24 protein-coding genes and 1 pseudogene are annotated in these 21,537 nt (G+C 71.7%); 15 read left to right on the top strand and 10 right to left on the bottom strand.

Annotated features, from left to right (window positions below; translation table 11 throughout):
* Window positions 1-55 precede the first annotated feature (55 nt).
* The 4 genes from OOK31_RS35270 (at window position 56) to OOK31_RS35255 (ending at window position 3,814) form a co-directional block, all read left to right on the top strand.
* Window positions 56-1,513 carry a menaquinone biosynthesis decarboxylase gene (locus tag OOK31_RS35270; protein ID WP_267091481.1) on the top strand — a complete coding sequence of 486 codons (1,458 nt, stop codon included), beginning with the start codon at window positions 56-58 and terminating at the stop codon, window positions 1,511-1,513.
* Window positions 1,510-1,995 carry a hypothetical protein gene (locus OOK31_RS35265; RefSeq protein WP_267091480.1) on the top strand — a complete coding sequence of 162 codons (486 nt, stop codon included), beginning with the start codon at window positions 1,510-1,512 and terminating at the stop codon, window positions 1,993-1,995. Before OOK31_RS35270 ends, OOK31_RS35265 begins: the two co-directional genes overlap by 4 nt.
* Window positions 1,992-2,915 (top strand): menaquinone biosynthesis prenyltransferase MqnP, encoded by a 924-nt coding sequence (gene mqnP, locus OOK31_RS35260; RefSeq protein ID WP_267091479.1) that lies wholly within the window; start codon window positions 1,992-1,994, stop codon window positions 2,913-2,915. Before OOK31_RS35265 ends, mqnP begins: the two co-directional genes overlap by 4 nt.
* Before the next feature lie 227 nt (window positions 2,916-3,142).
* Complete coding sequence (locus OOK31_RS35255; protein ID WP_267091478.1) at window positions 3,143-3,814, top strand: UbiX family flavin prenyltransferase; 672 nt, start codon at window positions 3,143-3,145, stop codon at window positions 3,812-3,814.
* A 14-nt stretch (window positions 3,815-3,828) separates the two neighbouring features.
* Here OOK31_RS35255 and OOK31_RS35250 read toward each other — a convergent pair whose 3' ends face one another.
* Window positions 3,829-3,963: a hypothetical protein gene (locus OOK31_RS35250; protein ID WP_267091477.1), complete on the bottom strand. Its 135-nt coding sequence runs from the start codon at window positions 3,961-3,963 to the stop codon at window positions 3,829-3,831.
* Between the two features lie 121 nt (window positions 3,964-4,084).
* On the opposite strand from OOK31_RS35250, the gene OOK31_RS35245 reads away from it, so the two are divergent.
* The 5 genes from OOK31_RS35245 (at window position 4,085) to OOK31_RS35225 (ending at window position 8,537) form a co-directional block, all read left to right on the top strand.
* Window positions 4,085-4,540 (top strand): Lrp/AsnC family transcriptional regulator, encoded by a 456-nt coding sequence (locus tag OOK31_RS35245; protein WP_267091476.1) that lies wholly within the window; start codon window positions 4,085-4,087, stop codon window positions 4,538-4,540.
* A 70-nt stretch (window positions 4,541-4,610) separates the two neighbouring features.
* Window positions 4,611-5,774, top strand: coding sequence for an aminofutalosine synthase MqnE (gene mqnE / locus OOK31_RS35240; protein ID WP_267091475.1), 1,164 nt, complete (start codon window positions 4,611-4,613; stop codon window positions 5,772-5,774).
* 99 nt (window positions 5,775-5,873) lie between these two features.
* A complete protein-coding gene (locus OOK31_RS35235) occupies window positions 5,874-6,398 on the top strand; it encodes a GNAT family N-acetyltransferase (protein WP_267091474.1) in 525 nt (174 codons plus the stop codon).
* An 83-nt stretch (window positions 6,399-6,481) separates the two neighbouring features.
* The gene (locus OOK31_RS35230) at window positions 6,482-6,790 is read left to right on the top strand and encodes a DUF4229 domain-containing protein (RefSeq protein WP_267091473.1); all 309 of its coding nucleotides are present in this window, start codon (window positions 6,482-6,484) and stop codon (window positions 6,788-6,790) included.
* 424 nt (window positions 6,791-7,214) lie between these two features.
* Window positions 7,215-8,537 carry a dicarboxylate/amino acid:cation symporter gene (locus OOK31_RS35225; protein WP_267091472.1) on the top strand — a complete coding sequence of 441 codons (1,323 nt, stop codon included), beginning with the start codon at window positions 7,215-7,217 and terminating at the stop codon, window positions 8,535-8,537.
* Window positions 8,538-8,610: 73 nt separating this feature from the next.
* On the opposite strand, the gene OOK31_RS35220 is transcribed toward OOK31_RS35225, so the two are convergent.
* Genes OOK31_RS35220 through OOK31_RS35205 form a run of 4 tightly spaced genes read right to left on the bottom strand, consistent with a single transcriptional unit; the run spans window position 8,611 to window position 12,078 of the window.
* Window positions 8,611-8,937: a hypothetical protein gene (locus OOK31_RS35220; RefSeq protein ID WP_267091471.1), complete on the bottom strand. Its 327-nt coding sequence runs from the start codon at window positions 8,935-8,937 to the stop codon at window positions 8,611-8,613.
* A gap of 33 nt (window positions 8,938-8,970) precedes the next feature.
* On the bottom strand, window positions 8,971-10,935 hold the full coding sequence (locus OOK31_RS35215; RefSeq protein WP_267091470.1) for a WD40 repeat domain-containing serine/threonine protein kinase: 1,965 nt from the start codon (window positions 10,933-10,935) through the stop codon (window positions 8,971-8,973).
* Window positions 10,936-10,978: 43 nt separating this feature from the next.
* Window positions 10,979-11,224: a DUF397 domain-containing protein gene (locus tag OOK31_RS35210; protein WP_267091469.1), complete on the bottom strand. Its 246-nt coding sequence runs from the start codon at window positions 11,222-11,224 to the stop codon at window positions 10,979-10,981.
* A complete protein-coding gene (locus OOK31_RS35205; RefSeq protein WP_267091468.1) occupies window positions 11,221-12,078 on the bottom strand; it encodes a helix-turn-helix transcriptional regulator in 858 nt (285 codons plus the stop codon). The genes OOK31_RS35210 and OOK31_RS35205 overlap by 4 nt, the downstream gene beginning before the upstream one ends.
* 154 nt (window positions 12,079-12,232) lie before the next feature.
* Here OOK31_RS35205 and OOK31_RS35200 point away from each other — a divergent pair, with 154 nt between their 5' ends.
* The 4 genes from OOK31_RS35200 to OOK31_RS35185 all read left to right on the top strand — a co-directional run bounded on the left by OOK31_RS35200 (window position 12,233) and on the right by OOK31_RS35185 (window position 15,793).
* Window positions 12,233-12,655 (top strand): ATP-binding protein, encoded by a 423-nt coding sequence (locus OOK31_RS35200; protein ID WP_323188291.1) that lies wholly within the window; start codon window positions 12,233-12,235, stop codon window positions 12,653-12,655.
* Between the two features lie 330 nt (window positions 12,656-12,985).
* Window positions 12,986-14,083 (top strand): helix-turn-helix domain-containing protein, encoded by a 1,098-nt coding sequence (locus OOK31_RS35195; protein ID WP_323188290.1) that lies wholly within the window; start codon window positions 12,986-12,988, stop codon window positions 14,081-14,083.
* Window positions 14,084-14,267: 184 nt separating this feature from the next.
* Window positions 14,268-14,783 carry an AAA family ATPase gene (locus tag OOK31_RS35190; protein WP_267091466.1) on the top strand — a complete coding sequence of 172 codons (516 nt, stop codon included), beginning with the start codon at window positions 14,268-14,270 and terminating at the stop codon, window positions 14,781-14,783.
* 53 nt (window positions 14,784-14,836) lie between these two features.
* Window positions 14,837-15,793 (top strand): hypothetical protein, encoded by a 957-nt coding sequence (locus OOK31_RS35185; RefSeq protein ID WP_267091465.1) that lies wholly within the window; start codon window positions 14,837-14,839, stop codon window positions 15,791-15,793.
* Between the two features lie 105 nt (window positions 15,794-15,898).
* Here OOK31_RS35185 and OOK31_RS39485 read toward each other — a convergent pair whose 3' ends face one another.
* Window positions 15,899-17,233 (bottom strand): hypothetical protein, encoded by a 1,335-nt coding sequence (locus OOK31_RS39485; protein WP_323188289.1) that lies wholly within the window; start codon window positions 17,231-17,233, stop codon window positions 15,899-15,901.
* 170 nt (window positions 17,234-17,403) lie between these two features.
* The gene (locus OOK31_RS35175; RefSeq protein ID WP_267091464.1) at window positions 17,404-17,877 is read right to left on the bottom strand and encodes a carboxymuconolactone decarboxylase family protein; all 474 of its coding nucleotides are present in this window, start codon (window positions 17,875-17,877) and stop codon (window positions 17,404-17,406) included.
* A 184-nt stretch (window positions 17,878-18,061) separates the two neighbouring features.
* On the opposite strand from OOK31_RS35175, the gene OOK31_RS35170 reads away from it, so the two are divergent.
* Window positions 18,062-18,523, top strand: coding sequence for an SCO4225 family membrane protein (locus OOK31_RS35170; RefSeq protein WP_267091463.1), 462 nt, complete (start codon window positions 18,062-18,064; stop codon window positions 18,521-18,523).
* Between the two features lies 1 nt (window position 18,524).
* Here OOK31_RS35170 and OOK31_RS35165 read toward each other — a convergent pair whose 3' ends face one another.
* Window positions 18,525-18,980 (bottom strand): DUF2000 domain-containing protein, encoded by a 456-nt coding sequence (locus tag OOK31_RS35165; RefSeq protein ID WP_267091462.1) that lies wholly within the window; start codon window positions 18,978-18,980, stop codon window positions 18,525-18,527.
* Between the two features lie 49 nt (window positions 18,981-19,029).
* Between OOK31_RS35165 and OOK31_RS35160 the strand changes: the two are divergent.
* Window positions 19,030-19,488: pseudogene (locus OOK31_RS35160) on the top strand (AraC family ligand binding domain-containing protein); the annotation flags it as partial.
* A gap of 80 nt (window positions 19,489-19,568) precedes the next feature.
* Here OOK31_RS35160 and OOK31_RS35155 read toward each other — a convergent pair.
* Both OOK31_RS35155 and OOK31_RS35150 read right to left on the bottom strand, forming a co-directional pair.
* Window positions 19,569-20,972 (bottom strand): SMI1/KNR4 family protein, encoded by a 1,404-nt coding sequence (locus tag OOK31_RS35155; protein ID WP_267091461.1) that lies wholly within the window; start codon window positions 20,970-20,972, stop codon window positions 19,569-19,571.
* A 51-nt stretch (window positions 20,973-21,023) separates the two neighbouring features.
* Entirely contained in the window at window positions 21,024-21,401 is a 378-nt protein-coding gene (locus tag OOK31_RS35150) for a VOC family protein (protein WP_267091460.1), read from the bottom strand.
* Between the last annotated feature and the right edge of the window lie 136 nt (window positions 21,402-21,537).

Below are 21,537 nucleotides of genomic sequence, written 5' to 3'. Positions count from 1 at the left end.
CCCACGCGGGGCCCGGTGACATCTCCAGGGTAGTTGGTGACGGATACTTGGCCCCATGGCTTACGACGATCTCCGCTCGCTGCTCCGGGCTCTGGAGCGGGAGGGCGACCTCAAGCGCATCAAGGCCGAAGTCGACCCGTACCTGGAGGTCGGGGAGATCGTCGACAGAGTGAACAAGGCGGGCGGCCCGGCCCTGCTGTTCGAGAACGTCCGGGGCTCGGCGATGCCGCTGGCCATGAACGTCTTCGGGACCGACCGGCGCCTGCTGAAGGCCCTGGGCCTCAAGTCGTACGCCGAGATCAGCGAGAAGATCGGCGGGCTGCTCAAGCCCGAGCTGCCGCAGGGCTTCATCGGGGTCCGCGAGGCCTTCGGGAAGCTCGGCTCGATGGTGCACGTCCCGCCGAAGAAGGTGAAGGGCGAGTCCGCGCCCGTCCAGGAGGTCGTCCTCACCGGGGACGACGTCGACCTGGACCAGCTGCCGGCGCTCTTCACCTGGCCCAAGGACGGCGGCGACTTCTTCAACCTGGGCCTCACCCACACCAAGCACCCCGAGACGGGCGTGCGCAACCTGGGCCTCTACCGCCTCCAGCGCCACGACAAGCGCACCATCGGCATGCACTGGCAGATCCACAAGGACAGCCGCAACCACTACGCGGTCGCCGCCGCGCGCGGCGAGCGGCTGCCGGTCGCCATCGCCTTCGGCTGCCCGCCCGCCGTGACCTACGCCTCCACCGCGCCGCTGCCGGGCGACATCGACGAGTACCTCTTCGCCGGGTTCGTCGCGGGCAAGCGCATCGAGATGGTCGACTGCAAGACGGTCCCGCTCCAGGTCCCGGCCAACGCCGAGGTCGTCATCGAAGGCTGGCTGGAGCCCGGCGAGATGCTCCCCGAGGGCCCCTTCGGCGACCACACCGGCTTCTACACCCCGCAGGAACCCTTCCCCGCGCTGAAGATCGACTGCGTGACGATGCGCAAGCGCCCGCTGCTCCAGTCGATCGTCGTCGGCCGGCCGCCGACCGAGGACGGCCCGCTGGGCCGCGCGACGGAACGCTTCTTCCTGCCCCTGCTCAAGATCATCGTCCCGGACATCGTGGACTACCACCTGCCGGAGTCGGGCGGCTTCCACAACTGCGCGATCGTCTCGATCGACAAGAAGTACCCCAAGCACGCGCAGAAGGTCATGCACGCCATCTGGGGCGCCCACATGATGTCGCTGACCAAGCTGATCATCGTGGTGGACAAGGACTGCGACGTCCACGACCTGCACGAGGTGTCCTGGCGGGCGCTGGGCAACACCGACTACTCCCGCGACCTCACCGTCGTCGAGGGACCGGTCGACCATCTGGACCACGCCTCGTACCAGCAGTTCTGGGGCGGCAAGGCCGGCATCGACGCCACGAAGAAACTGCCGGAGGAGGGCTACACGCGCGACGGGGGCTGGCCCGACATGGTGGAGTCCGACCCCGCGACGGCGGCCCTCGTGGACCGCCGCTGGAAGGAGTACGGACTGTGAGCCCCATCGCCGTGGGCGGCCCCGCCCTCTTCATCGGCAGCGACACCCCCTGCGTCGCTCTCGTACGCCCGACGATCGACCCGGCCCAGCCGGAGGTGAAGGAGGCCGCCGAGCGCGCCGGGGTCACCCCCGAGGAGTTCGCCGGACCGTCCGACCTGTGGCAGCTGATCGCCGACCGCACGGACGGCGAGGGCCGCGAGATCGCCCTCAACGACCTGACCGACGCCGAGGCCGGCGCCTTCGCCGAGCGGCTGCTCGCCGCGACCGCCGACCCGGACGCCGAGTTCTCGCTGGTGCTGACGGTGTCCGCGCACGACGTGCTGCGCCTGGACGGCCGCCCCGCGGGCGAGGGCTTCGCCTTCCTGGCCTCCGTCGTCCCCCCGCCGTCCGAGGGCACGCCCGCCCTCGAGGTGGAGATCGGGCCGCAGGCCCTCACGGACCTGCGCGCCGAGCTCGAACAGTTCCGGAGGTCCCTCGGATGACATCGGCCGCCGAGGGAGTCCTCGGGTCCGGGCCCGCGCCGCAGGCCGGCGGCAGGGTGAAGGCGTTCCTGCGGCTCGTGATGATCGAGCACTCGGTCTTCGCTCTGCCCTTCGCCTACATCGCCGCGCTCACCGCCATGTTCCAGCTCGACCGGCGCATGCACTGGGGCGAGCTGCTGCTCGTCACCGTCTGCATGGTCGGCCTGCGGACCTTCGCGATGGCCGCGAACCGGATCATCGACCGGGAGATCGACTCCCGCAACCCCCGCACCGCCGGGCGCGAGCTCGTCACCGGCGCGGTGTCGGTGCGCTCCGCCTGGACCGGGGCCGGGATCGCGCTCGTGGTCTTCCTCGGCTCGGCCGCCCTGCTGAACCCGCTGTGCCTGATGCTGGCGCCGATCGCCGTCGTCCCGATGGTGGTCTACCCGTACGGCAAGCGGTTCACGGACTTCCCGCACGCCATCCTGGGCCTCGCCCAGGCGATGGGCCCGGTCGGGGCCTGGCTGGCGATCACCGGTGAGTGGTCCTGGGACGCGGTGATCCTGGGCCTCGCGGTGGGCGTGTGGATCGGCGGCTTCGACCTGATCTTCGGCTGCCAGGACGTGGCGGCCGACCGCGCGGAGGGCGTCCGCTCGGTCCCGGCCCGCTTCGGCATCCCCGCCGCCCTGTGGGGGGCGCGCGGCGCGCACGTCGTGACGACGGCCCTGCTGGCCTGGTACGCCGTCGCGACGGACGCGGGGATCTTCTTCTGGGCGGGCCTGCTGATCGTGGTCTGCGCCTTCCTCTACGAGCACAGCATCGTGACCCCGCACGACCTGTCCCGCCTGAACCGCGCGTTCTTCACGGTCAACGGCGTGATCGGCATCTGCCTCTTCCTCGCCACCCTCATGGACCTGTTCGTACGGGGGTTCAGCCTGTAACCCGGCGGGACGGGAGCGGGACGGACATGCCTCCGGCGCCCGGCTGCAGGCTCTTAGAGACGGGCATCGGCAAGCTGACGCTCGACACCCGCACCCTGCCCGTGGACCCCTCCGCCGCCAGCTGACCGGAGGGCCGGTCCGCGGTCGGGAGGGCCCTGTCCCAGCCCCTGGGACGGGCGGTCCCCTCACCGAGTGCCTCCGTGCCGTGGCCGGATAGTCTCGGAGGTATGACTGAGCGCAAGCGCACCCCGTGGGTGGTCGGGGTTTCCGGGGCGTCCGGGACGCCGTACGCGGCTTCGGTGATCCGGGGTCTGCTGGCGGCGGGCGAGAGCGTGGACCTGGTGGTCAGTCGGGCCTCGCGGCTCACTCTGCTGGACGAGACCGGGATCGCCTTCCGCGACGCGCACTGGCGGGCCGATCTGACGGAGTGGCTGGGCCGGGGCGCCGACGGCAAGCCGGGGACCTTCGAGGTGCCCGGGCTGGACGACGTGCGGTACTGGGGCGCGGGGGACCTGGCGGCCGGGCCGAGTTCGGGCTCGTACGCGGTGAAGGGGATGCTGATCGTCCCGGCGTCCACGGCGTGCGTGGCCGGGGTGGCGCTCGGACTGTCGAAGGACCTGCTCCAGCGCGTCGCGAGCGTGACGCTCAAGGAGCGGCGCCGGCTGGTGGTCGCGGTGCGGGAGACCCCGCTGAACGGGCAGACGCTCAAGCATCTGGTGGCGCTGGACGAGGCGGGCGCCGTGGTGCTGCCCGCCTCTCCGGCGTTCTACGCGGGTGCGACGCACATCCAGGACCTCGTGGACTTCGTCGCGGGGCGGGTGCTCGACGCGGCAGGGGTGCCGCACGGGCTGTACCGCCGTTGGGAGGGGGAGCTTGGCAGCGCCCGCCCCCGTGGCTGAGCCGGGGCCCGGGCCTAGCGCTTCTTGCCGATGCGCGGCTTGCGGGTCTTGTCGACGCGGTGGGCGGCGGCGGGCTGGTCGGTGCGGGATCGGTTGGCCAGCTCCTGGAGCTGTCGCATGTGCGCGTAGGCCATCTCGATCGTGTACACGGTGAACCACTCCTGAAGATCGTCATTGATCTGTTGAAAGATTCACAGGGTGTTGACCCTGTGTGCCTTAGATTCTATACCTAGACTTGCAGGAACGCCGAATAATGGAAGGCTCCACGTAATGGACACGGTGGACAGGCAGCTCATCCAGGCACTTCGTGAGAACGGTCGTGCCTCGTACGCGGAGCTGGGCCGTCTCGTGGGCCTCTCCGGCCCCAGCGTCACCGACCGCATCAACCGCCTGGAGACGGCGGGTGTGATCACCGGCTACCGCGCGACCGTGGACTCGGCCTCGCTCGGCATGGGCGTCACGGCGCTGATCGGCATCTCCCTCTCCGACGCCGCGGACCACGAGGACGTGGCGCGCAGGCTGCGCGACCTCACCGAGATCGAGGACTGCTGGTTCATCGCGGGCGACGACTCCTACATGCTCAAGGTCCGCGCCGGCGACGTGGACGGCCTGGAGCGGATCATCCGCAAGCTGTCCAGCACCAAGGGCGTCTCCCGGACCCGCACCACGATCGTGCTCTCCACCAAGTGGGAGAACCGGGTCGGGGCGCTGCCCGAAGAGGGCTGAGAGTACGGTTGGGTGGCGGTTGCACACTGCACGCAGGTCGGGACACAGAGGCGACAGAGGAGAATCCGGCATGGACGCTGGGCTCAAGCGTGAGCTGGAGGAGAAGGTCCGCTCCGGCGAGCGGCTGACCCGGGAGGACGGCATCGCCCTCTACGAGTCGGACGACCTGGCGTGGCTGGGCGGCCTCGCCCACGAGGTGCGCACGCGCAAGAACGGCGACGTCGTCCACTTCAACGTCAACCGTCACCTCAACATGACCAACGTGTGCACCGCCTCCTGTGCGTACTGCTCCTTCCAGCGCAAGCCGGGCGAGAAGGACGCGTACACGATGCGCATCGAGGAAGCCGTCCGCCTGGCCAAGGCCATGGAGAACGAGAACCTCACCGAGCTGCACATCGTCAACGGCCTGCACCCCACCCTGCCGTGGCGGTACTACCCGCGCTCGCTCTCCGCCCTGAAGGAGGCGCTGCCGAGCGTCTCGCTGAAGGCGTTCACCGCCACCGAGATCCACCACTTCGAGACGATCTCCGGTCTCTCGGCGTCCGAGATCCTGGACGAGCTGATCGAGGCCGGCCTCGAGTCGCTCACCGGCGGCGGCGCGGAGATCTTCGACTGGGAGGTCCGCCAGCACATCGTCGACCACCGCACCCACTGGGAAGACTGGTCGCGCATCCACCGTCTGGCGCACGAGAAGGGTCTCAAGACCCCGGCGACGATGCTCTACGGGCACATCGAGGAGCCGCGCCACCGCGTGGACCACGTGCTGCGGCTGCGCGAGCTCCAGGACGAGACCGGCGGTTTCCAGGTCTTCATCCCGCTGCGCTACCAGCACGACTTCGTGGACATGAAGGACGGCAAGGTCCGCAACAAGCTCCAGGCGCGGACGACGATGGCCACCGGCGCCGAGGCGCTGAAGACCTTCGCGGTCTCGCGCCTCCTGTTCGACAACGTGCCGCACGTCAAGGTCTTCTGGGTGATGCACGGCGTGCAGACCGCCCAGCTCGCGCTGCAGCACGGCGCGGACGACATGGACGGCTCGGTGGTCGAGTACAAGATCACGCACGACGCCGACAACTACGGCACCCCGAACAAGCTGGGCCGCGAGGACCTGCTCGAGCTGATCCGCGAGGCGGGCTTCCGCCCGGTCGAGCGCAACACGCGCTACGAGATCATCCGCGAGTACCCCGGCCCGGACGCGGACCTGCGCGAGACCCCGCAGGCGATGCGCCTCTGACGCGCCGCGGCATCTGACGTACGCACGCCCCGGTCCGCAGCGCGGACCGGGGCGTTCTCGTGCTGGCGCCACCGGGCAGGTAATAGATACTCTTCGGCTATGACCCTTACTTTCGTGATGGACCCGAAGGTCGGCCCGGCCCTGTACGAGGAGATCCTCGACCTGTGGACGGAGGTCACCAACGCCGGCGGCGCCGTGGGCTTCGTCCCGCCGGTCGTCCCGGACGACATCCGCCCGCAGCTCCTCACACAGGTCGGCATGGTCTCCGACGGCCGGATGCGGCTCCTCATGGGCCGCGACGAGGAGGGCGCCCTCGCCGCCGTCTCCTTCCTCGGGCTCAACCAGCACCGCCTGATGACCCACTGGATCTGGCTGTACACCGTGATGGTCCACCCCCGCCACCAGGGCCGCGGCTACGGCCGCGAGCTGCTGGCCGCCTCCGCCGAACACGCGCGCACGATCGGCGGCGTCGAGGCGATCCGGCTCTCCTGCCGGGGCGGCATGGGCCTGGAGGACTTCTACGCCTCCTGCGGCTACAAGGAGGTCGGCCGGGTCCCCGACGGCGTCCGCGTGGCCCCCGGCGACGACCGCGACGACATCACGATGCTGCTGCCGCTGCACTGACCCCGCTGGGCCGCCGCCGGGGTCCGGCGTGCTTCACTGGAGGGGCACGTGCCGCCGTAGACGACGAGAGAGAAGGGGTCACCGTGTCCCTCAAGCCGAGCGCGACGATCCGCTACACCGCGATGCGCCTGGGCATCTTCGTCGGATGCCTGGTCCTCGTCGCCGGGCTCGTCCGGCTGCGCTGGGTGCCCGCCGGGATCGGTGACGCCAACGGCGCCTGGGTCGTGCTGCTGGCGCTCGTGCTGTCCGCCCCGCTGTCCTTCATCCTGCTGCGCAAGCAGCGCGACCAGATGTCCGAGCAGATCTCCGGACGCGTCGCGGGTGCGAAGCAGAAGCTCGCCGCGAACCGCTCCCAGGAGGACGCGGCCGACGACTCCGCCCGCGTGGCCTGACCACCGCCTGGTTAGCTTCCTCACACACCGAACCGCCCCGGCGCCGGGAATACCCCCGGTCACGCTGGGGCTTCGGCGTTTTCGGAGGCAGGTCGCCGGGGTCGCGCATGCTTCTGGATCAAAGAATGCCTTTGAGATTCTCAAAGGAGAAGTGTTAGCGTGTTCAACATGTTGACCACAGTTGCGCACCCGATGACCGCGAGCCTCCCGCTCGTGGAGCGCCTGCACGTCGACCTCTGCCGCCGCGTGTCCGCGGCCTGTTGCTGTTGCGCCTGATCACCTCACCGCGTTGAGCTGAACCGAAACAGCAGCGGTCCCCGGCCGGCCCGGCCCCTTTCCGGCTGCTGCCGCACCGCACCTTTGCAGAACGCCCTTTGCAGAAACCTTCCGCCGTACACCCGTGCGTCACCCCCGGAGAGTGTCCGTGTCCGCGACCCCCCAGGCCCAGGCCCCCGCCAAGGCCTCCCTCAAGTTCCCGTTCTGGGCCCAGATCGTCACCGGTCTCGTGCTCGGCGTCCTGTTCGGCTGGCTCGCCCGCAGCCAGGACATCAGCTGGCTCAAGACCACCCTCGAACAGGTCGGCGACATCTTCATCCAGCTCCTCAAGCTGGCCGTCGCCCCGCTCGTGTTCTTCGCGATCCTGGTGTCCATCACCAACCTCCGGAAGGTGAACAACGCCGCCCGGCTGGCCTCGCGCACGCTGCTCTGGTTCATGATCACCTCGCTGATCGCGGTCGGCATCGGCCTCGCCCTCGGCCTGCTCACCGACCCGGGCTCCGGCACCGGCCTCACCCCGGCCGACGGCAAGGAGCCCAAGCGGCACGGCTCCTGGATCGACTTCCTGACCGGCATCGTGCCGAAGGACATCATCACGCCGTTCACCGAGCTGAACGTGCTCCAGATCGTCTTCCTCGCCGCCGTCGCGGGCATCGCCGCCCTCCAGCTCGGCAGCAAGGCCCAGCCCGTCCTGAACCTCGCCGAATCCGTCCTGGAGCTCCTCCAGAAGGCCCTGTGGTGGGTCATCCGCCTCGCCCCGATCGGCACCGTCGGCCTCATCGGCACCGCCATCGCCAGCTACGGCTGGGACCTCATCGGCAAGTACGCCACCTTCACCGCCGACATCTACATCGGCTGCGCCCTGGTGATGTTCGGCGTGTACCCGCTGCTGCTCGCCACCGTCGCCAAGGTCAACCCCGTCCAGTTCTTCAAGGGCGCCTGGCCCGCGATCCAGCTGGCCTTCGTCTCCCGCTCCTCCGTCGGCACCATGCCGGTCACCCAGAAGGTCACCGAGCGCCTCGGCGTCCCGAAGGAGTACGCCTCCTTCGCCGTCCCGTTCGGCGCCACGACCAAGATGGACGGCTGCGCCGCGATCTACCCGGCCCTCGCCGCGATCTTCATCGCGAACATCTTCGACGTGCAGCTGGGCATCAAGGAGTACCTGCTCATCGCGTTCGTCTCGGTGGTCGGCTCCGCCGCCACGGCCGGTCTGACCGGCGCGACCGTCATGCTGACCCTGACCCTCTCCACGCTGGGCCTGCCGCTGGCCGGCGTCGGCCTGCTGATGGCGATCGACCCGATCCTGGACATGATGCGCACCGCCACCAACGTGGCCGGCCAGGCCGTCGTCCCGGTCATCGTCGCCGCCCGGGAAGGGATCCTGGACAAGGAGGCCTACGCCACCGCCTCGTCCTCCCCGCTGGACGACCTGGCCGCCGCCGACCGCACCCCGGTCGCCGTCGCCGCCTGACGCCCGTCTCCGCACTCCGCAGCCCCCGCCCCCGTCCGGGCGGGGGCTGCGGTGCGTCCCGGGCCGTCGCGGTTCAGGCCGTCTGCGCGCGGACGTACGCGATGGCCGCGAGGAGGAAGGGGCCCGCGTACCACCAGCGGCCCATGGTGCGATGGAAGACGGGCACGGCGGTGAGCAACAGCCCTACGAGGCACAGGCCGATGCTCATCCCGGCCGTGAGCCGGATGGTGTCGCGCTCCGGGTCGTAGGGGGAGGGCGGCCCGTCCGGGGTCATGGCGAGGGCGATGTAGCAGAGGTACGCGGCGGGCAGGTAGAGCAGGACGAGCGGCACCCCGAGCACCCACCGCAGACAGCCCCGGTCCTGGGGCAGGTCGATGTCCTCGCGCAGATGCCTCGTCATGCCGTGTTCGTCCTCACCTCGGTGTGCCGCAGGTCAGGACGCCTTCCACAAGCGGACGGTTCCGTCGCCGCTCGCGCTGGCCAGGAGCGTGCCGTCGGGGCTGAACGCCACCGACCACACGGGGCTGGTGTGTCCGGTGAGGCGGGTGGTGCCGAAGCCGCCGGAGGTGTTGCGCAGCAGCACGGTGTTGTCCCAGCAGCCGACCGCGAGCAGCTTCCCGTCGGGCCTGAAGGCGACCGAGGCGACGTTGGCCTCCAGCGCGGTGATGGCGCCCGTGACGGTTCCCGTCGCCAGGTCGCACAGGCTGACCTGGCCGCCGCCGGGCCCGCCCTGGGCGCTGGTGTCGGCGCCCCCGGCCGCGTAGTGGGTACCGGTACCGACGCCCATGCCGGTGCCGAGGCTGCCGCCGGCGAGGGTCTTGCCGTCGGGGGCGAAGGCCACCGAGGTGACGTCGCCGGGCAGGCGCATCACGATGTGCTTGCTGGCGGGGGAGCGGGTGGCGATGTCCCAGACGCGGACGGTCCGGTCGCTGCCCCCGCTGACGAGGGTCCCGCCGTCGCGGCTGAACGCCATCGACGACACCCCGCTGGGGTGCCCGTCCAGGCTGGCCGAGTAGACGTGGGAGGCGGCGTTCCACAGGACGATGCCCTTGCCCTCCCCGGCGGTGGCGAGGGTGGCGCCGTCGGGGCTGAAGGCCACTGACCGGATCTGCCCCCCGCGCTCCGTGAGGGTCTTGGTGATCGAGCCCTTCGGGACGTCCCAGAGCAGGACGGGCGCGTTCGGGCCGCAGCTCGCGAGTGTCTTCCCGTCCCTGCGGAACGCTATCGCCCGGATGGGGTCCTCGGCCGTGAGGGCGGCGGTGGGGGTTCCGTCGGCGACGTTCCAGAGGCGGATCGTGCGGTCTCCGCCGGCGCTGGCGAGGGTCTTGCCGTCGGGGCTGAAGGCGACGGACTCCACCGAGGCGGTGTGCCCCTTCAGGACGGACAGCAGTCGGAACGGCGGGCGTTCCCCGCCCCCGCCGCTGAACCGCTGGACGGCGTACGCGCCCCCGGACGCGGCGGCCACGACGCCGAGCCCGCCGAGCAGGACCGTACGACGGCTCGGGCCGGGGCGGCGTACGGGGGTGGGTACGGCCGTCAGCGTCGCGGGCTGCACGGGCGGCGGGGGCGCGGGCGCCGGGGCCGGGGCGAGCAGCGCACGGAGGCGATCGGCGGTGGCCGGGGCGTCGGGGCGGGCGGCGGGGTCCTTGGCCAGCAGCGAAGCCACCAGCTCCGCGAGGGCGGGCGGTACGCCGTCCAGCACCGGGGGAGTCTCGTCCAGGTGCCGCCGCATCAGCACCCACACCGCCTGCTCGGCACCGGGGAACGGCGGCTCCCCCGTCAGCAGGGCGAACAGCACGCACCCCAGGGCGTACAGGTCGCACCGCGCGTCGACGTGTTCGCCGCGCCACTGCTCGGGCGCCATGTAGGACGGGGTCCCGAACACCCTGCCCGTGACGGTCAGTCCGCCGGTGGAGTCGGCGGTGCGGGCTATGCCGAAGTCGCAGATCTTCAGGCGGCCGCCGTCGGTGAGGAGGAAGAGGTTCGCGGGCTTGAGGTCCCGGTGCACCACCTTCTGCGCGTGCGCGGCCGTCAGCGCCTCCGCCGCCTGGAGGGCGAGCCCGAGCGCGGTGCCCTGCGGGAGGCCGTGCGGGGAGCGGGCGAGGAGATGCGCGAGGTCTTCGCCCTCCAGCAGCTCCATGACGATGAACAGCCGGTTGTCGTGCTGCCCGATGTCGTGGACGACGGTGATCCCGGGGTGCTGGAGCCGTGCGCCGATCGCCGCCTCACGGCGGAACCGGCGCAGCAGCTCCTCCGACGCGTCGAACTCCAGCAGCACCTTCACGGCCACGGCCCGGCCGAGCTCGACGTCGAACCCCCGCCAGACCTCGCCGATCCCGCCCTGCCCGAGCCGCACGTCGAGCCGGTACCGCCCTGCGAGCTGCTCCCCCGCCTGCATCCGTCCGCCCCCTGCTGCACGTCAACGCCTGCTTGCGCAGGGGTCATTGTGCAGCAAGGAACCCCGTCCAGGCGTGGGGGGCGAAGGTGAGGTGGGGGAGGGCGGTGTCCTTGGAGTCCCGGACGTGGACCGTGGCGGGAGTGTTCGCCACCTCGACGCAGTCGTTTCCGTCGCTGCTGTCGCTGTAGCTGCTCTTGAACCAGGAGTGGGCCACTTCGACGCAGTCGTTGATGTCGCCGCTGTCGCTGTAGCTGCTCTTGAACCACTCCAGTTCGGAGTTCTGGATCATGTCTCTCCCAGCACTTGCTCGATGAATGCTACGGACTCCCGGGGCGTGAGCGCCTGGGACCGGATCATGGCATGGCAATGCTCCAGTATCCGGAGTCGCCTGGGATCGGAGACGGGTCGACCGTTGAACGCCCCCTCGGAGCGCCCGACAGCCGATCCGTCCGCGAACTTCAGGACTTGGATCAACCCGCCCATCCCGGCGTGCTCTTCGAGATCGGTAGGCATGACCTGGATCGTGACGTGTCGCAACTCGGCGACCTCAAGCAAGCGTTCGAGCTGGCCACGCATCACCATTGTCCCCCCGATGCGGCGTCGAAGAGTTACCTCTTCCTGGACGAAGCAGAGGGCGGGTGCGGGCTCGCGGTCGAAGATCGACTGGCGGGACATCCGGCCGGCCAGTCCACGTTCGACCTCCGCATTTGTCTGCGGCGGCTGCCACATCTGGAACAGAGCCCGTGCGTAGTCGTCCGTCTGCAACAGGCCGTGGATGTTGTGACTGCGGTAGGCGGACAGCTCGACCGCTTTGGACTCCAGCTTCGCCAGGTCGCGGACCTTCTTCGGGTAGCGGACCTGTTCCATGTCCTCCTTCATCGCGGCGATCCTGCCGCCCGCGTGCAGGACCTCGTCCGCCTTGTCCAGGTACTCCGGGCGGGGGATGCGCTTCCCCGCCTCGACCTTGCGGATCAGGGCCTCCCCGTACCCGAGGGTCGTGCCGAAGTCGGCGGCCCGCATGCCCGCCTCCTCGCGCCACGCCTTGAGCTGGCGGCCGAGCGCGGCCAGGACCGCCGCTCCCTGCTCGTCCTCGGGATCGATCTCCCAGCCGGCGTCTTCCGTACCGTCACTGTCCACGCCCATGCGCGCCCACCTCCGACGTACCGAATGTCTCAACACGCCCTGCCCGTACGACTTCCAGGACAGCCGGGACAGCACCAGACAAGCGCGGGACAAACCCCGGACGCGAGGGCGTTGGCACTTCCCACGGTACGCATGACGGTCCACGCTGAGTGACGTGAACAGTCAAATCGGTTACTCCGCTGCCCAGTTCGCCGTCCGGCTGCCCGCCACGCCCCGCGGGGCCCGGCAGGCCCGGTTGCTCGCCGTTGAGCAGGTGCTCGCCTGGGGGTTGTCCGGCGAGGCGCCCGGGCTGATCGTCGGGGAGCTCGCCGCCAATGCCGTCACGCACGGGAGGGTGGCGGGGCGCGGCTTCCAGGTCGGGCTGGGGCTGGACGGGAAGGTGCTCCGGATCGAGGTGGTGGACACCTGCCGGGACCGGGTCCCGTGTCTCCGCGACGCGGATGGGGACGCGGAGGCCGGGCGGGGGCTGGTACTGGTGGACGCGCTCGCCGACCGGTGGGGGGTGGAGACGGGGCCGCCGCCGTGGAAGGTGGTGTGGGCGGAGCTGGACGGGCCCGGTGAACCGCTCGGACCGTGACGTGGTGGGCCGGGACCCGGTCCGCCGCGATATGTACTTCTCTCCAGTACGGGAGCTAAATCCACCCCACCGAACCCCTCCGGCTCCCCGCTCACTCACACGGGTGAACTGTGCCAACTGGGCTGGATTTGGGAGCGGTTGCCGGGCATATGCTCGGCCCACAACAACAGACCTGAGACGGCCCCCGCCGGGACTGGCATCCCGGACGAGGGCCTGACCAACGAGGAAGACAACGACTTCCCAATGGCTTTCAAGAACCCTAGCGTGCGCTCGCGCGCGTCGTCCCGTCTTCGCGGCGGGACAATCCCTTCCGGTGTCGTCCACGTCAACGTGCGGCACGTCGATCACTACGTCGTGGTCGGCAACCACCTCGCCCAGCACCGGACGTTGTCGCTGGTGGCGATCGGGCTCGCGCTGTACATCCAGTCGCTGCCGACCGGCGCCAAGATCGGCATCAAGCGGCTCGCCGAACGGTTCCCCGAGGGGGAGGTCCGCATCGCGGCGGCCCTGCGGGAGTTGGAGGCGGCCGGGTACCTGGAGCGGGTCCGTGTACGGACCGCCGAGGGGCACCTCGTGACGCGGACGGTGTCCTACAACCGGCCGCCCAAGGGTGGCCCCTCGTCGCCGCCCTCTCCGAGGGGCCGCAAGCCCGCCCCGGAGCCGGTCTCGTCCCCGGAACTCCCGCCGCTGTGGCACCCGGACCCCGAGCCCGACCCGGAGCCGGAGCCCGATCCGGACCCGGAGCCCGACCCGGAGCCCGACCCGGAGCCCGACCCGGACCCCGGGCCCGCGCCCGCGCCCGCACTGGAGTCCGTACCGCAGCCGGTGTCCGTGCCCGTGCAGGGCTCGGAGCCCGCGCCTGAGCCCGTGCAGGACCCTCAGCCCGCGGCTGAGTCAGGCCCGGACCATCCAGCCCCGCCGGCGTTTGAGGCGCGGGGGCTGGGGCGGAGCTCCAGGGAACCCGGCTCCGCCGGGCACCGGGCTCCGCCCGGACCCGCGCCTCAAACGCCGGCGGGGCTGGATTTGGCGGGGCCGGATGTGTCGGCGGGGCAGGATGTGCCGGCCAGGCAAGAGGCCTTCGATCTGCTCGCCCGGCTGCGTGGGGACGATCCCCGGCTGCTGCTCTCCGAGCGGGACGTGCACCAGCTCGCGCCCGGGGTGAGCGCCTGGCTGGACCGGGGCGCCGATCCGGACTCGGTACGGCACGTGCTGGCCACCGGGCTGCCCCCGGACATGCGCAGCCCGGCCGCCGTCATCGGCTACCGGCTGCGCGCCGGGATCCCGCCGCACATGCCCGTCGCGGCGCCCGCCCCGCAGAACCGGCGCCCGGATCCGCTCATCAACTGCGACGGCTGCGAACGGGCCTTCCGGTCCCCCGAACCCGGCCGCCGCTGCCGCGACTGCCCGCCCGAAGCGGACGCGGCCTAGGGCCCGTCGTCACACTCCCGTCGTCGCCCGGAGGGCGGCCCCGCGGCGTCTGGTGCGTGCTCTCGGCGTGCCGGGCGGAAGTCCGCGTACTGGACGTACTGGGCTTTCGCCCGGTGCGGCGAGAGCGCGTGCCAGGCGTCGCGGGGCAGACGGGAGTTTGACGACAGGACCTAGGCTCACCGGCATGATCATCTGGTTGAACGGGACCTTCGGCGCGGGCAAGACGACCACCTCGAAGGAGCTCGTCCCGCGGCTTCCACAGGCGAGGATCTTCGACTCCGAGTACGTCGGCTTCATGCTGCGGCACGTCCTGGAGTCCGTACCGGTCAAGGACTTCCAGGAGTGGGACCCTTGGCGGTCCCTGGTCGTGGAGACCGCCTCCCAGGTCCTCGACTACGTCGGCGGCGTGCTCGTCGTCCCCCAGTCGGTGCTGGTCGAGCGGTACTGGGCCGAGATGCGCGCGGGGCTGGAGAAGGCGGGCGTCCCGGTCCGGCACTTCGTTCTGCACGCGGACCGGGACACCCTGGCCCGGCGGATCGAGACGGACACCGTGGAGACCGGCGCCCGGCAGTGGCGCCTGGACCACCTCGACGCCTACGAAGAGGCCCGCCCCTGGCTGAGCCGGGAAGCCGAGGTGATCGACACGACGGGTGTCGCTCCGGCGCAGGTCGCCGAGCTCATCGCCGCCCGCGTGGCCTGAACCCCCCGTCCCACCGCAGCGCGCCCCGCCGGGAACGCGCCTACGCTGGACGGATGAAGGGCATGGTGGCCGTCGCCGTGGTGTGCCTGCTGTCCGGGTCCGCCCTCGCGCCGTCCCCCGTCCGGGCCCCGGGCGGCGGATCCTGCCCGACCGCACCGTCGGACAGCTTCTGGCACGCACCCGTGGACGGGCTCCCCGTGCACCCCGCCTCCGCCCGGTACGTCGCCTCGATCGGTGCCGCCGAGCCCCTGCACCCGGACTTCGGGTCCGGGCTCATCGACGGGAAACCCTTCGGGATCCCCATCACCGTCCCCGCCGCGCAGGTCCCGGAGTCGAAGGTCTCCCTCGACTACGCCGAGGAGAGCGACAAGTCCGGATACCGGATCCCGCAGGACGCGAAGATCGAGAACGGCCCTGCGAGCAGCGAGGACCGACACGTCGTCGTCTGGGACAAGGCCCTGTGCCGGTCCTACGAGCTCTGGAACGCGAAGCCGCAGGGCGGCAACGCCTGGCACGCGGGCGGCGGCGCGGTCTTCGACCTGCGGAGCAACCGGCTGCGGCCCGACGGATGGACCTCGGCCGATGCCGCCGGCCTTGCCATCCTCCCCGGTCTGGTGCGCTACGACGAGGCGGCGGCCGGGCGGATCGACCACGCGATCCGCATGACCGTCCCCCGCTCCGACCAGAGCTACGTCTGGCCCGCCCGGCACCAGGCGGGCGCCGCCGCCGACCCGTCCCTGCCGCCCATGGGGCTGCGGCTGCGGCTCAAGGGCTCGGTGGACACCTCGCGGCTCGCCCCGCAGGCCAAGGCCGTCGCCGAGGCGCTCAAGACGTACGGCGCGATCGTCGCGGACAACGGCTCGGCCTGGTACCTCACCGGCGAGGAGAACCCCGGCTGGGACAACGCCCAGCTCGACGCCCTCAAGGGCTTCAAGGGGTCGGACTTCGAGGCGGTCGACGCGTCCGGACTCATGCAGTCGCCGGACTCGGGGGCCGTCGCCCCGAAGTGACCCCCGCCCAGGCGGCCGAGCGAGACACCGGAGCGGCCCGGAGCCTCGGCCGGATCGAGATCCGACGGTGCTCCGGGCCGCGCTGGTCTACCTGAAGGGACTACGTCACGAACGGCGCAGGGCCGGCGGGACGCTGTTCGGCGCGGTGGCCAGGTTCATGTCGCCCTTGAACTTCCCGCGGATGGCGGTGACCGGGGTGGGCGTCGACTGCTGGACCCAGCCTTCGCTCCAGACGAACGTGTTGCCCGTGGTGGTGCCGTGCGTCTGCCACACGGTCCCGTCCGTCGTCACCACCTTGACGTACGCGTTGTTGTTCTGGGCCTCGATCGCGATGCCGCAGACCCCGCTCGGGTAGTCGGGGTTCACGGGGTCGCTGGTGCCCGGACCCGCGACGGTGTTGGTGAGGTCCTGCCAGACGATGGTCCCGCCCAGCGAGGGCGCCTTGCCCACGAAGGCCCGGCCGTTGACGAGGGCCGCTTGGAAGTCCTCGGTGGCGGAGGGGGCAAAGGTGTCGATGTCGTAGCACGCGCCGTCCGCGCCTGCGGGGCCGGTGGGGCCCTGGGGTCCGGTGACGCCGTCTGTGCCGTTTGTGCCGTCCGTGCCTGCGGGGCCGGTGGGGCCCTGGGGTCCGGTGACGCCGTCTGTGCCGTTTGTGCCGTCCGTGCCTGCGGGGCCGGTGGGGCCCTGGGGTCCGGTCAGGCCGTCTGTGCCGTTCGTGCCGTTCGTGCCGTCCGTGCCGTCCGTGCCTGCGGGGCCGGTGGGGCCCTGGGGTCCGGTTAGGCCGTCTGTGCCGTCCGCGCCGTCTGCGCCTGCGGGGCCGGTGGGGCCCTGGGGTCCGGTTAGGCCGTCTGTGCCGTCCGCGCCGTCTGCGCCTGCGGGGCCGGTGGGGCCCTGGGGTCCGGTTAGGCCGTCTGTGCCGTCCGCGCCGTCTGCGCCGGCGGGGCCGGTGGGGCCCTGGGGTCCGGTTAGGCCGTCTGTGCCGTCCGCGCCGTCTGCGCCGGCGGGGCCGGTCGGACCCTGGGTGCCCGTGTCACCCTTCGGGCCGGTCGGGCCGGTCGGTCCGGCCGGGCCCGTGGGACCCGTAACGTCGGACGGCGGGCAGAAGTCGCCCTTGTCGCCGTGCGGGGGCCCGTCGGGGCCGTCGTGCCCGTCGCCGCCGCCCGCCTTCGGGTGCCTCTCCAGCATTCCGTGGTGCAGCGGCTCCTCGTACTCGTCGTGCTCTTCCCACGGCGGCCCGTCCTGTGGCTCGCAGTCGTCATGACCGCCGTCGGTCGGGGTGGCCGGGCGCACGACCGCGACGGTCGGGGTGACCGATGCCACGACCGGGCTGGCCGCGCCTACGAGCACCAGGGAGAGCGAGGCCAAGGCGCCTCCGACCATCCACGACCGGTTGCGGGGGATGGGGCCGAACGGCGATCTGGACCCTTGCTCACGACTCATGCTGCGCTCCTTCGGTACGGAATGCGGCCGGCGCGGGTGGTGCTCCGGCCGCGAGTTCGAAGTTCCTCCGGGAGCTACGGACGGCAGTCCCGGCATCTTGAGCGCTTCGGAGCCGAGATCAACAGATCGGCCTATAAGACCCCTACCAACGGAGGCATCCCCCCGACGGCTCAGCCGAACATGCCGGGCTGGTAGTCGCCGGCGGGCTGCCGGACGAGGACGTTGACCCGGTTGAAGGCGTTGATGAGGGCGATCAGCGACACCAGTGCGCCGAGCTGGTCCTCGTCGTAGTGCTCGGCGGCCCGCGCCCAGGCCTCGTCCGTGACGCCGCCGGCGGCGTCGGCGATGCGGGTGCCCTGCTCCGCCAGTTCCAGCGCGGCGCGCTCGGCCTCGGTGAACACCGTGGCCTCCCGCCAGGCCGCGACCAGGTTGAGGCGCAGCGGGGTCTCCCCGGCGTGCGCCGCGTCCTTGCTGTGCATGTCGGTGCAGAAGCCGCAGCCGTTGATCTGGCTGGCGCGGAGCTTCACCAGCTCCTGCGTCGCGGCGGGCAGCGTCGAGTCCCCGATGATCTTCCCCGCCGAGATGAAGTGACGCAGGGCCTTGGTGGCGACCGCGTTGTCGAAGAGGTTCAGGCGAGCGTCCATGACGTGCACTCCTTGGGTGGTTCCTGTGGTGCGTACACCCGTGTGACACCCGGGCGGGGCCGGATGTGACACGGGTGCGATGTGATCCAGGTCACAAGGAGTGGGAGGGGTGGGCTGAGTAGGCGTACTCAGGTGGGCGTGACCGGCCGTTCCGATACTGGCTGTCGGACGAACGGGGGGTGCTGTGCGAGGACGTCGGTCACGGCTCGAAGTGTGGATTCCGGGCGGCTACCTGGCCGTGGTGGTGGGGCTGCTGGTGTGGGTGGACGTGCTGGTCAGGACGGGGGACGCCGGGTTCGCGGGCGTCTGGCCGATCCTGGCCTCCGCGCCGGTCAGCCTGCTGGCGGCGGGGCTCTTCCTGCCCGGGCCCGGGAAGGCGCTCGAAGAGCCGGAGACCGAGCCCCCGTACACCGGACCGGAGCCGCCGCCCGTCGGCCCGGGCCCGGACGGGGCGGTCCCGCTGCCGGTGGGGCCGCCGCCGTCCCCGGGCGAGTGGAGCGCGGGCGCGGACCTGCCGCCCGTCGGGGAGCAGGCCGACCTGTGGCTGGGGTTCGGCTTCTACGGTGCGGTCCTGGCCGGGGCCCTGGTCAACGCCGCGCTGCTGTGGCTGCTGGTCCGCGGCGTGGTGAGCCTGCGCAGTCGTTAGCTCACGGGTGCATGCGCGCACCCTTGAGGATCTTGTCGACCGCGTTGCGGGGGCCGTGCACCGCCAGGCCCACCAGGTCGAGGTGGTCCCGGCCGACCGCGCGGACCGCCGCCCGGTTGTCGCGGTCGTTGCCCGTCGCGAAGAGGTCCGAGGTGAACACGGCGATCGGCAGCGCACGGGACAGGGCGCGCCCGTGGGCCGTGCTCAGGGTCTCCTTCGCCGCCTCGAAGACCAGCACCGGCTGGCGGAACATCGGCAGGTAGGCGGTGCCGTCGCCGTCCTCGTACGGCTCGCCGATCACCTCGGGCACGGCCGTGCCGAGGCCGCTGACCAGGAACGCGGTCACGTTCAGCCGCTGCCAGGGCTCCAGGTCCTCCCGGAGCAGGACGGCGATCTTGGTGTCGAGGCGGACCGGGGTGTTCTCGTGCGTGTTCGCGTTCTCGTGCTCGGATGTCATGGGTCGAGACTGCCGGGCGGGCCGGCGGGTGGTCTTGTGCGTTCCTTGCATGACGGCGGCCCGGCAGCAGCCCTCGGCCTGGCGCCCGGCGGTCGCGGGTGTCGTGGAGGTCTTCCACGCCCACTTCACCGAGCACGCCTACCCCATGCACGTCCACGACACCTGGACCCTGCTGATCGTCGACGACGGCGCCGTCCGCTACGACCTGGAGCGCCACGAGCGGGCCACCCCCGGCGACACCGTGACCCTGCTCCCGCCGCACGTCCCGCACAACGGCTCGCCCGCCACCGCCGGAGGCTTCCGCAAGCGGGTGCTCCACCTCGACACGACCCTCCTCGACGAGAGCCTCATCGGCGCGGCGGTGGACGGCCCGGACCTCGCCGACCCGCTCGTGCGCAGGCGCGTAGGGCAGCTGCACACCGCCCTCGCGCGGCCGGGCGACGAGTTCGAGGCGGAGAGCCGGCTCGCGCTCATCGGCGAACGGCTGCGCGCCCACCTGCACCCCCGGCCCGCCGCCCAAAGCCCGCCCGGCCACGCGGTCGCCCGGAGCCTGCGTGCCCCCGGGCCGCTTCCTCAGGCCGCCGGACCTCAGGCCGCCGGACCGAGATCGCCCTCGATGACGGTCCGCACGATCGGGGGCCGGTCCCACAGGGCGAGGATCTCGTTGGCGAGGTCCACCACCGGCAGGGGGTCGGCGTCGTGGCGGACCTCGATGGACGCGGCCAGCAGACCGCGCGGGACGGCCCCGGCGTCGAGGAGGACGCGCCAGTCCTGCGGGGCGAGTTCCAGGAACTCCAGGCGGGTCAGCCCGGAGATCTCCGACACGTCGGCGAGCGTGCCGGGGTAGGCGCTGAGCGTCCGCAGGAACGGCAGTTCCGTCAGGGCCTCGAGGCGCAGCGGCGGGCCGTCCCACACGCCGACGGACAGGACCTCCAGCCCGGGGTGGGCCGCTTCCTCGATGCTGCGCAGGCTGGACGAGTTGACCCAGGCGGCGGCCGGGCGCCGTACCCACCCCTGGGAAGGGGGCTCCTCGGACGGCCGGTCCAGCACCATGTCGGTGACGGAGTCGGCGACGAGCCCGGCGCCGACGCTCTCCTCGTGCGAGAGGATGACGACCTGCCCGATGTGACCGAGGGGGCCCGGCGTCAGGTCGACGGCCAGCCGGTCACCGCCGCCGTTGTCCCCGAAGACGAGCCAGCCGGGCGAGCCGACCAGGCCCTGCACGGCGGCGTCGGGCCGCACCTCGACCACGTCCATCGCGGCGAACTGCCAGGGGCATTCGCGGGTCGCGGGCTCGGCGACGTACAGGCCTTCCAGGTCGAACAGTTCGCAGCGGACCGCCTCGGAGTGGCGGCGCGCCGCCTCGTAGTCCCCGGCCCAGTCCGCCCACCGGGCCCGCGTCACCCGGTAGAGCGCCTTGAGTTCCTCGGGCAGGGCGAGCCCGAGGCGGGCCTCGGCGGCGGCGATCTCGGCCTCCGTGGCGCCGATGGCCTCGGGGAGCCGCTCGCGCAGCGTCCGCTCCAGCAGGGCCGGATCCGCCGACGGCGCGGCCGTCACCCCGGGGAAGGCCGGATCGGGGAGGCGGTGCCAGGGCGCGGGGAGCGCGCCCTCGACCAGCAGGAGCGACCCCGGGTGCGGGCCGATCCCGGGGTCCACGGCGGGACCCGGCTCCATCACGTGGAGCGTGGTCCGGCCGGCCGGGTCGATCTCCATCGCGAACGACACGCTGTCGATGTCGTCCTTGATCAGGGCGTTGCGGAGCTGCTCCACGGCGTCGTACTCGGCCCGGTGGTCGTCCACCGTGGCGGCCCGGCCGAGGGGCGGCAGCTGCCGGATCATGGGCACGCTCCAGCCGCCCCGGCCGATGAAACCCGCGATGCGGGCGCCGGGGACGGCGAGGTCTTCCTTGCGGTTCTCCCGCAGGAGTCGCAGGAGGGGCTCCCAGATCGTGAAGTCCCGTATGGAGGGGGCAGGGCGTCGCTGATCATCCATGCGACGACCGTAAGGGAGGCCACCGACAACGGGCCTGCCGGGAGGTGTCCGTCAGGCCGACTTGCGCTCCGCGGCGCTGCGTTCGACGCAGAACTCGTTGCCCTCCGGGTCGGCCATGGTCACCCAGCCGGCGCCGTCCGGCTTGCGGTGGTCGCCGACGACGGTGGCGCCCAGGGCGAGGAGGCGCTCCACTTCCTCGTCGCGGGTGCGGTCCTGGGGCTGGAGGTCCAGGTGGACGCGGTTCTTCACCGTCTTGGTGTCGGGCACCGTGACGAAGAGCAGGTCCGCGCCCTTCGTCGTGAGCAGGGCCTCGGGGTCACCGGGGAAGTCGTCCTCGGCGAGGGTCCCCTCGAGGACGCCCGCCCAGAAGAGGCCGAGGGCGTAGGCGTCGGAACAGTCGATGGTGATGTGCCGTACGAGAGAAGTCATGCGGGGCACTCTCCGCCGCAACGCCGGTCGCTGTCCAACGGGTTAGGGCCGGGGCGTCAGCTCCCGGCCATGCCCGGGCCGGAGCTCGCGGATCGTGCCGGTCGGCGACCGCACCTCGCCGGACCCCACCTCGCCG

The organism is Streptomyces sp. NBC_00249 (genome assembly GCF_026342355.1).
Lineage (GTDB): Bacteria > Actinomycetota > Actinomycetes > Streptomycetales > Streptomycetaceae > Streptomyces.
This window is presented reverse-complemented; position numbering and strand designations above follow the sequence as displayed.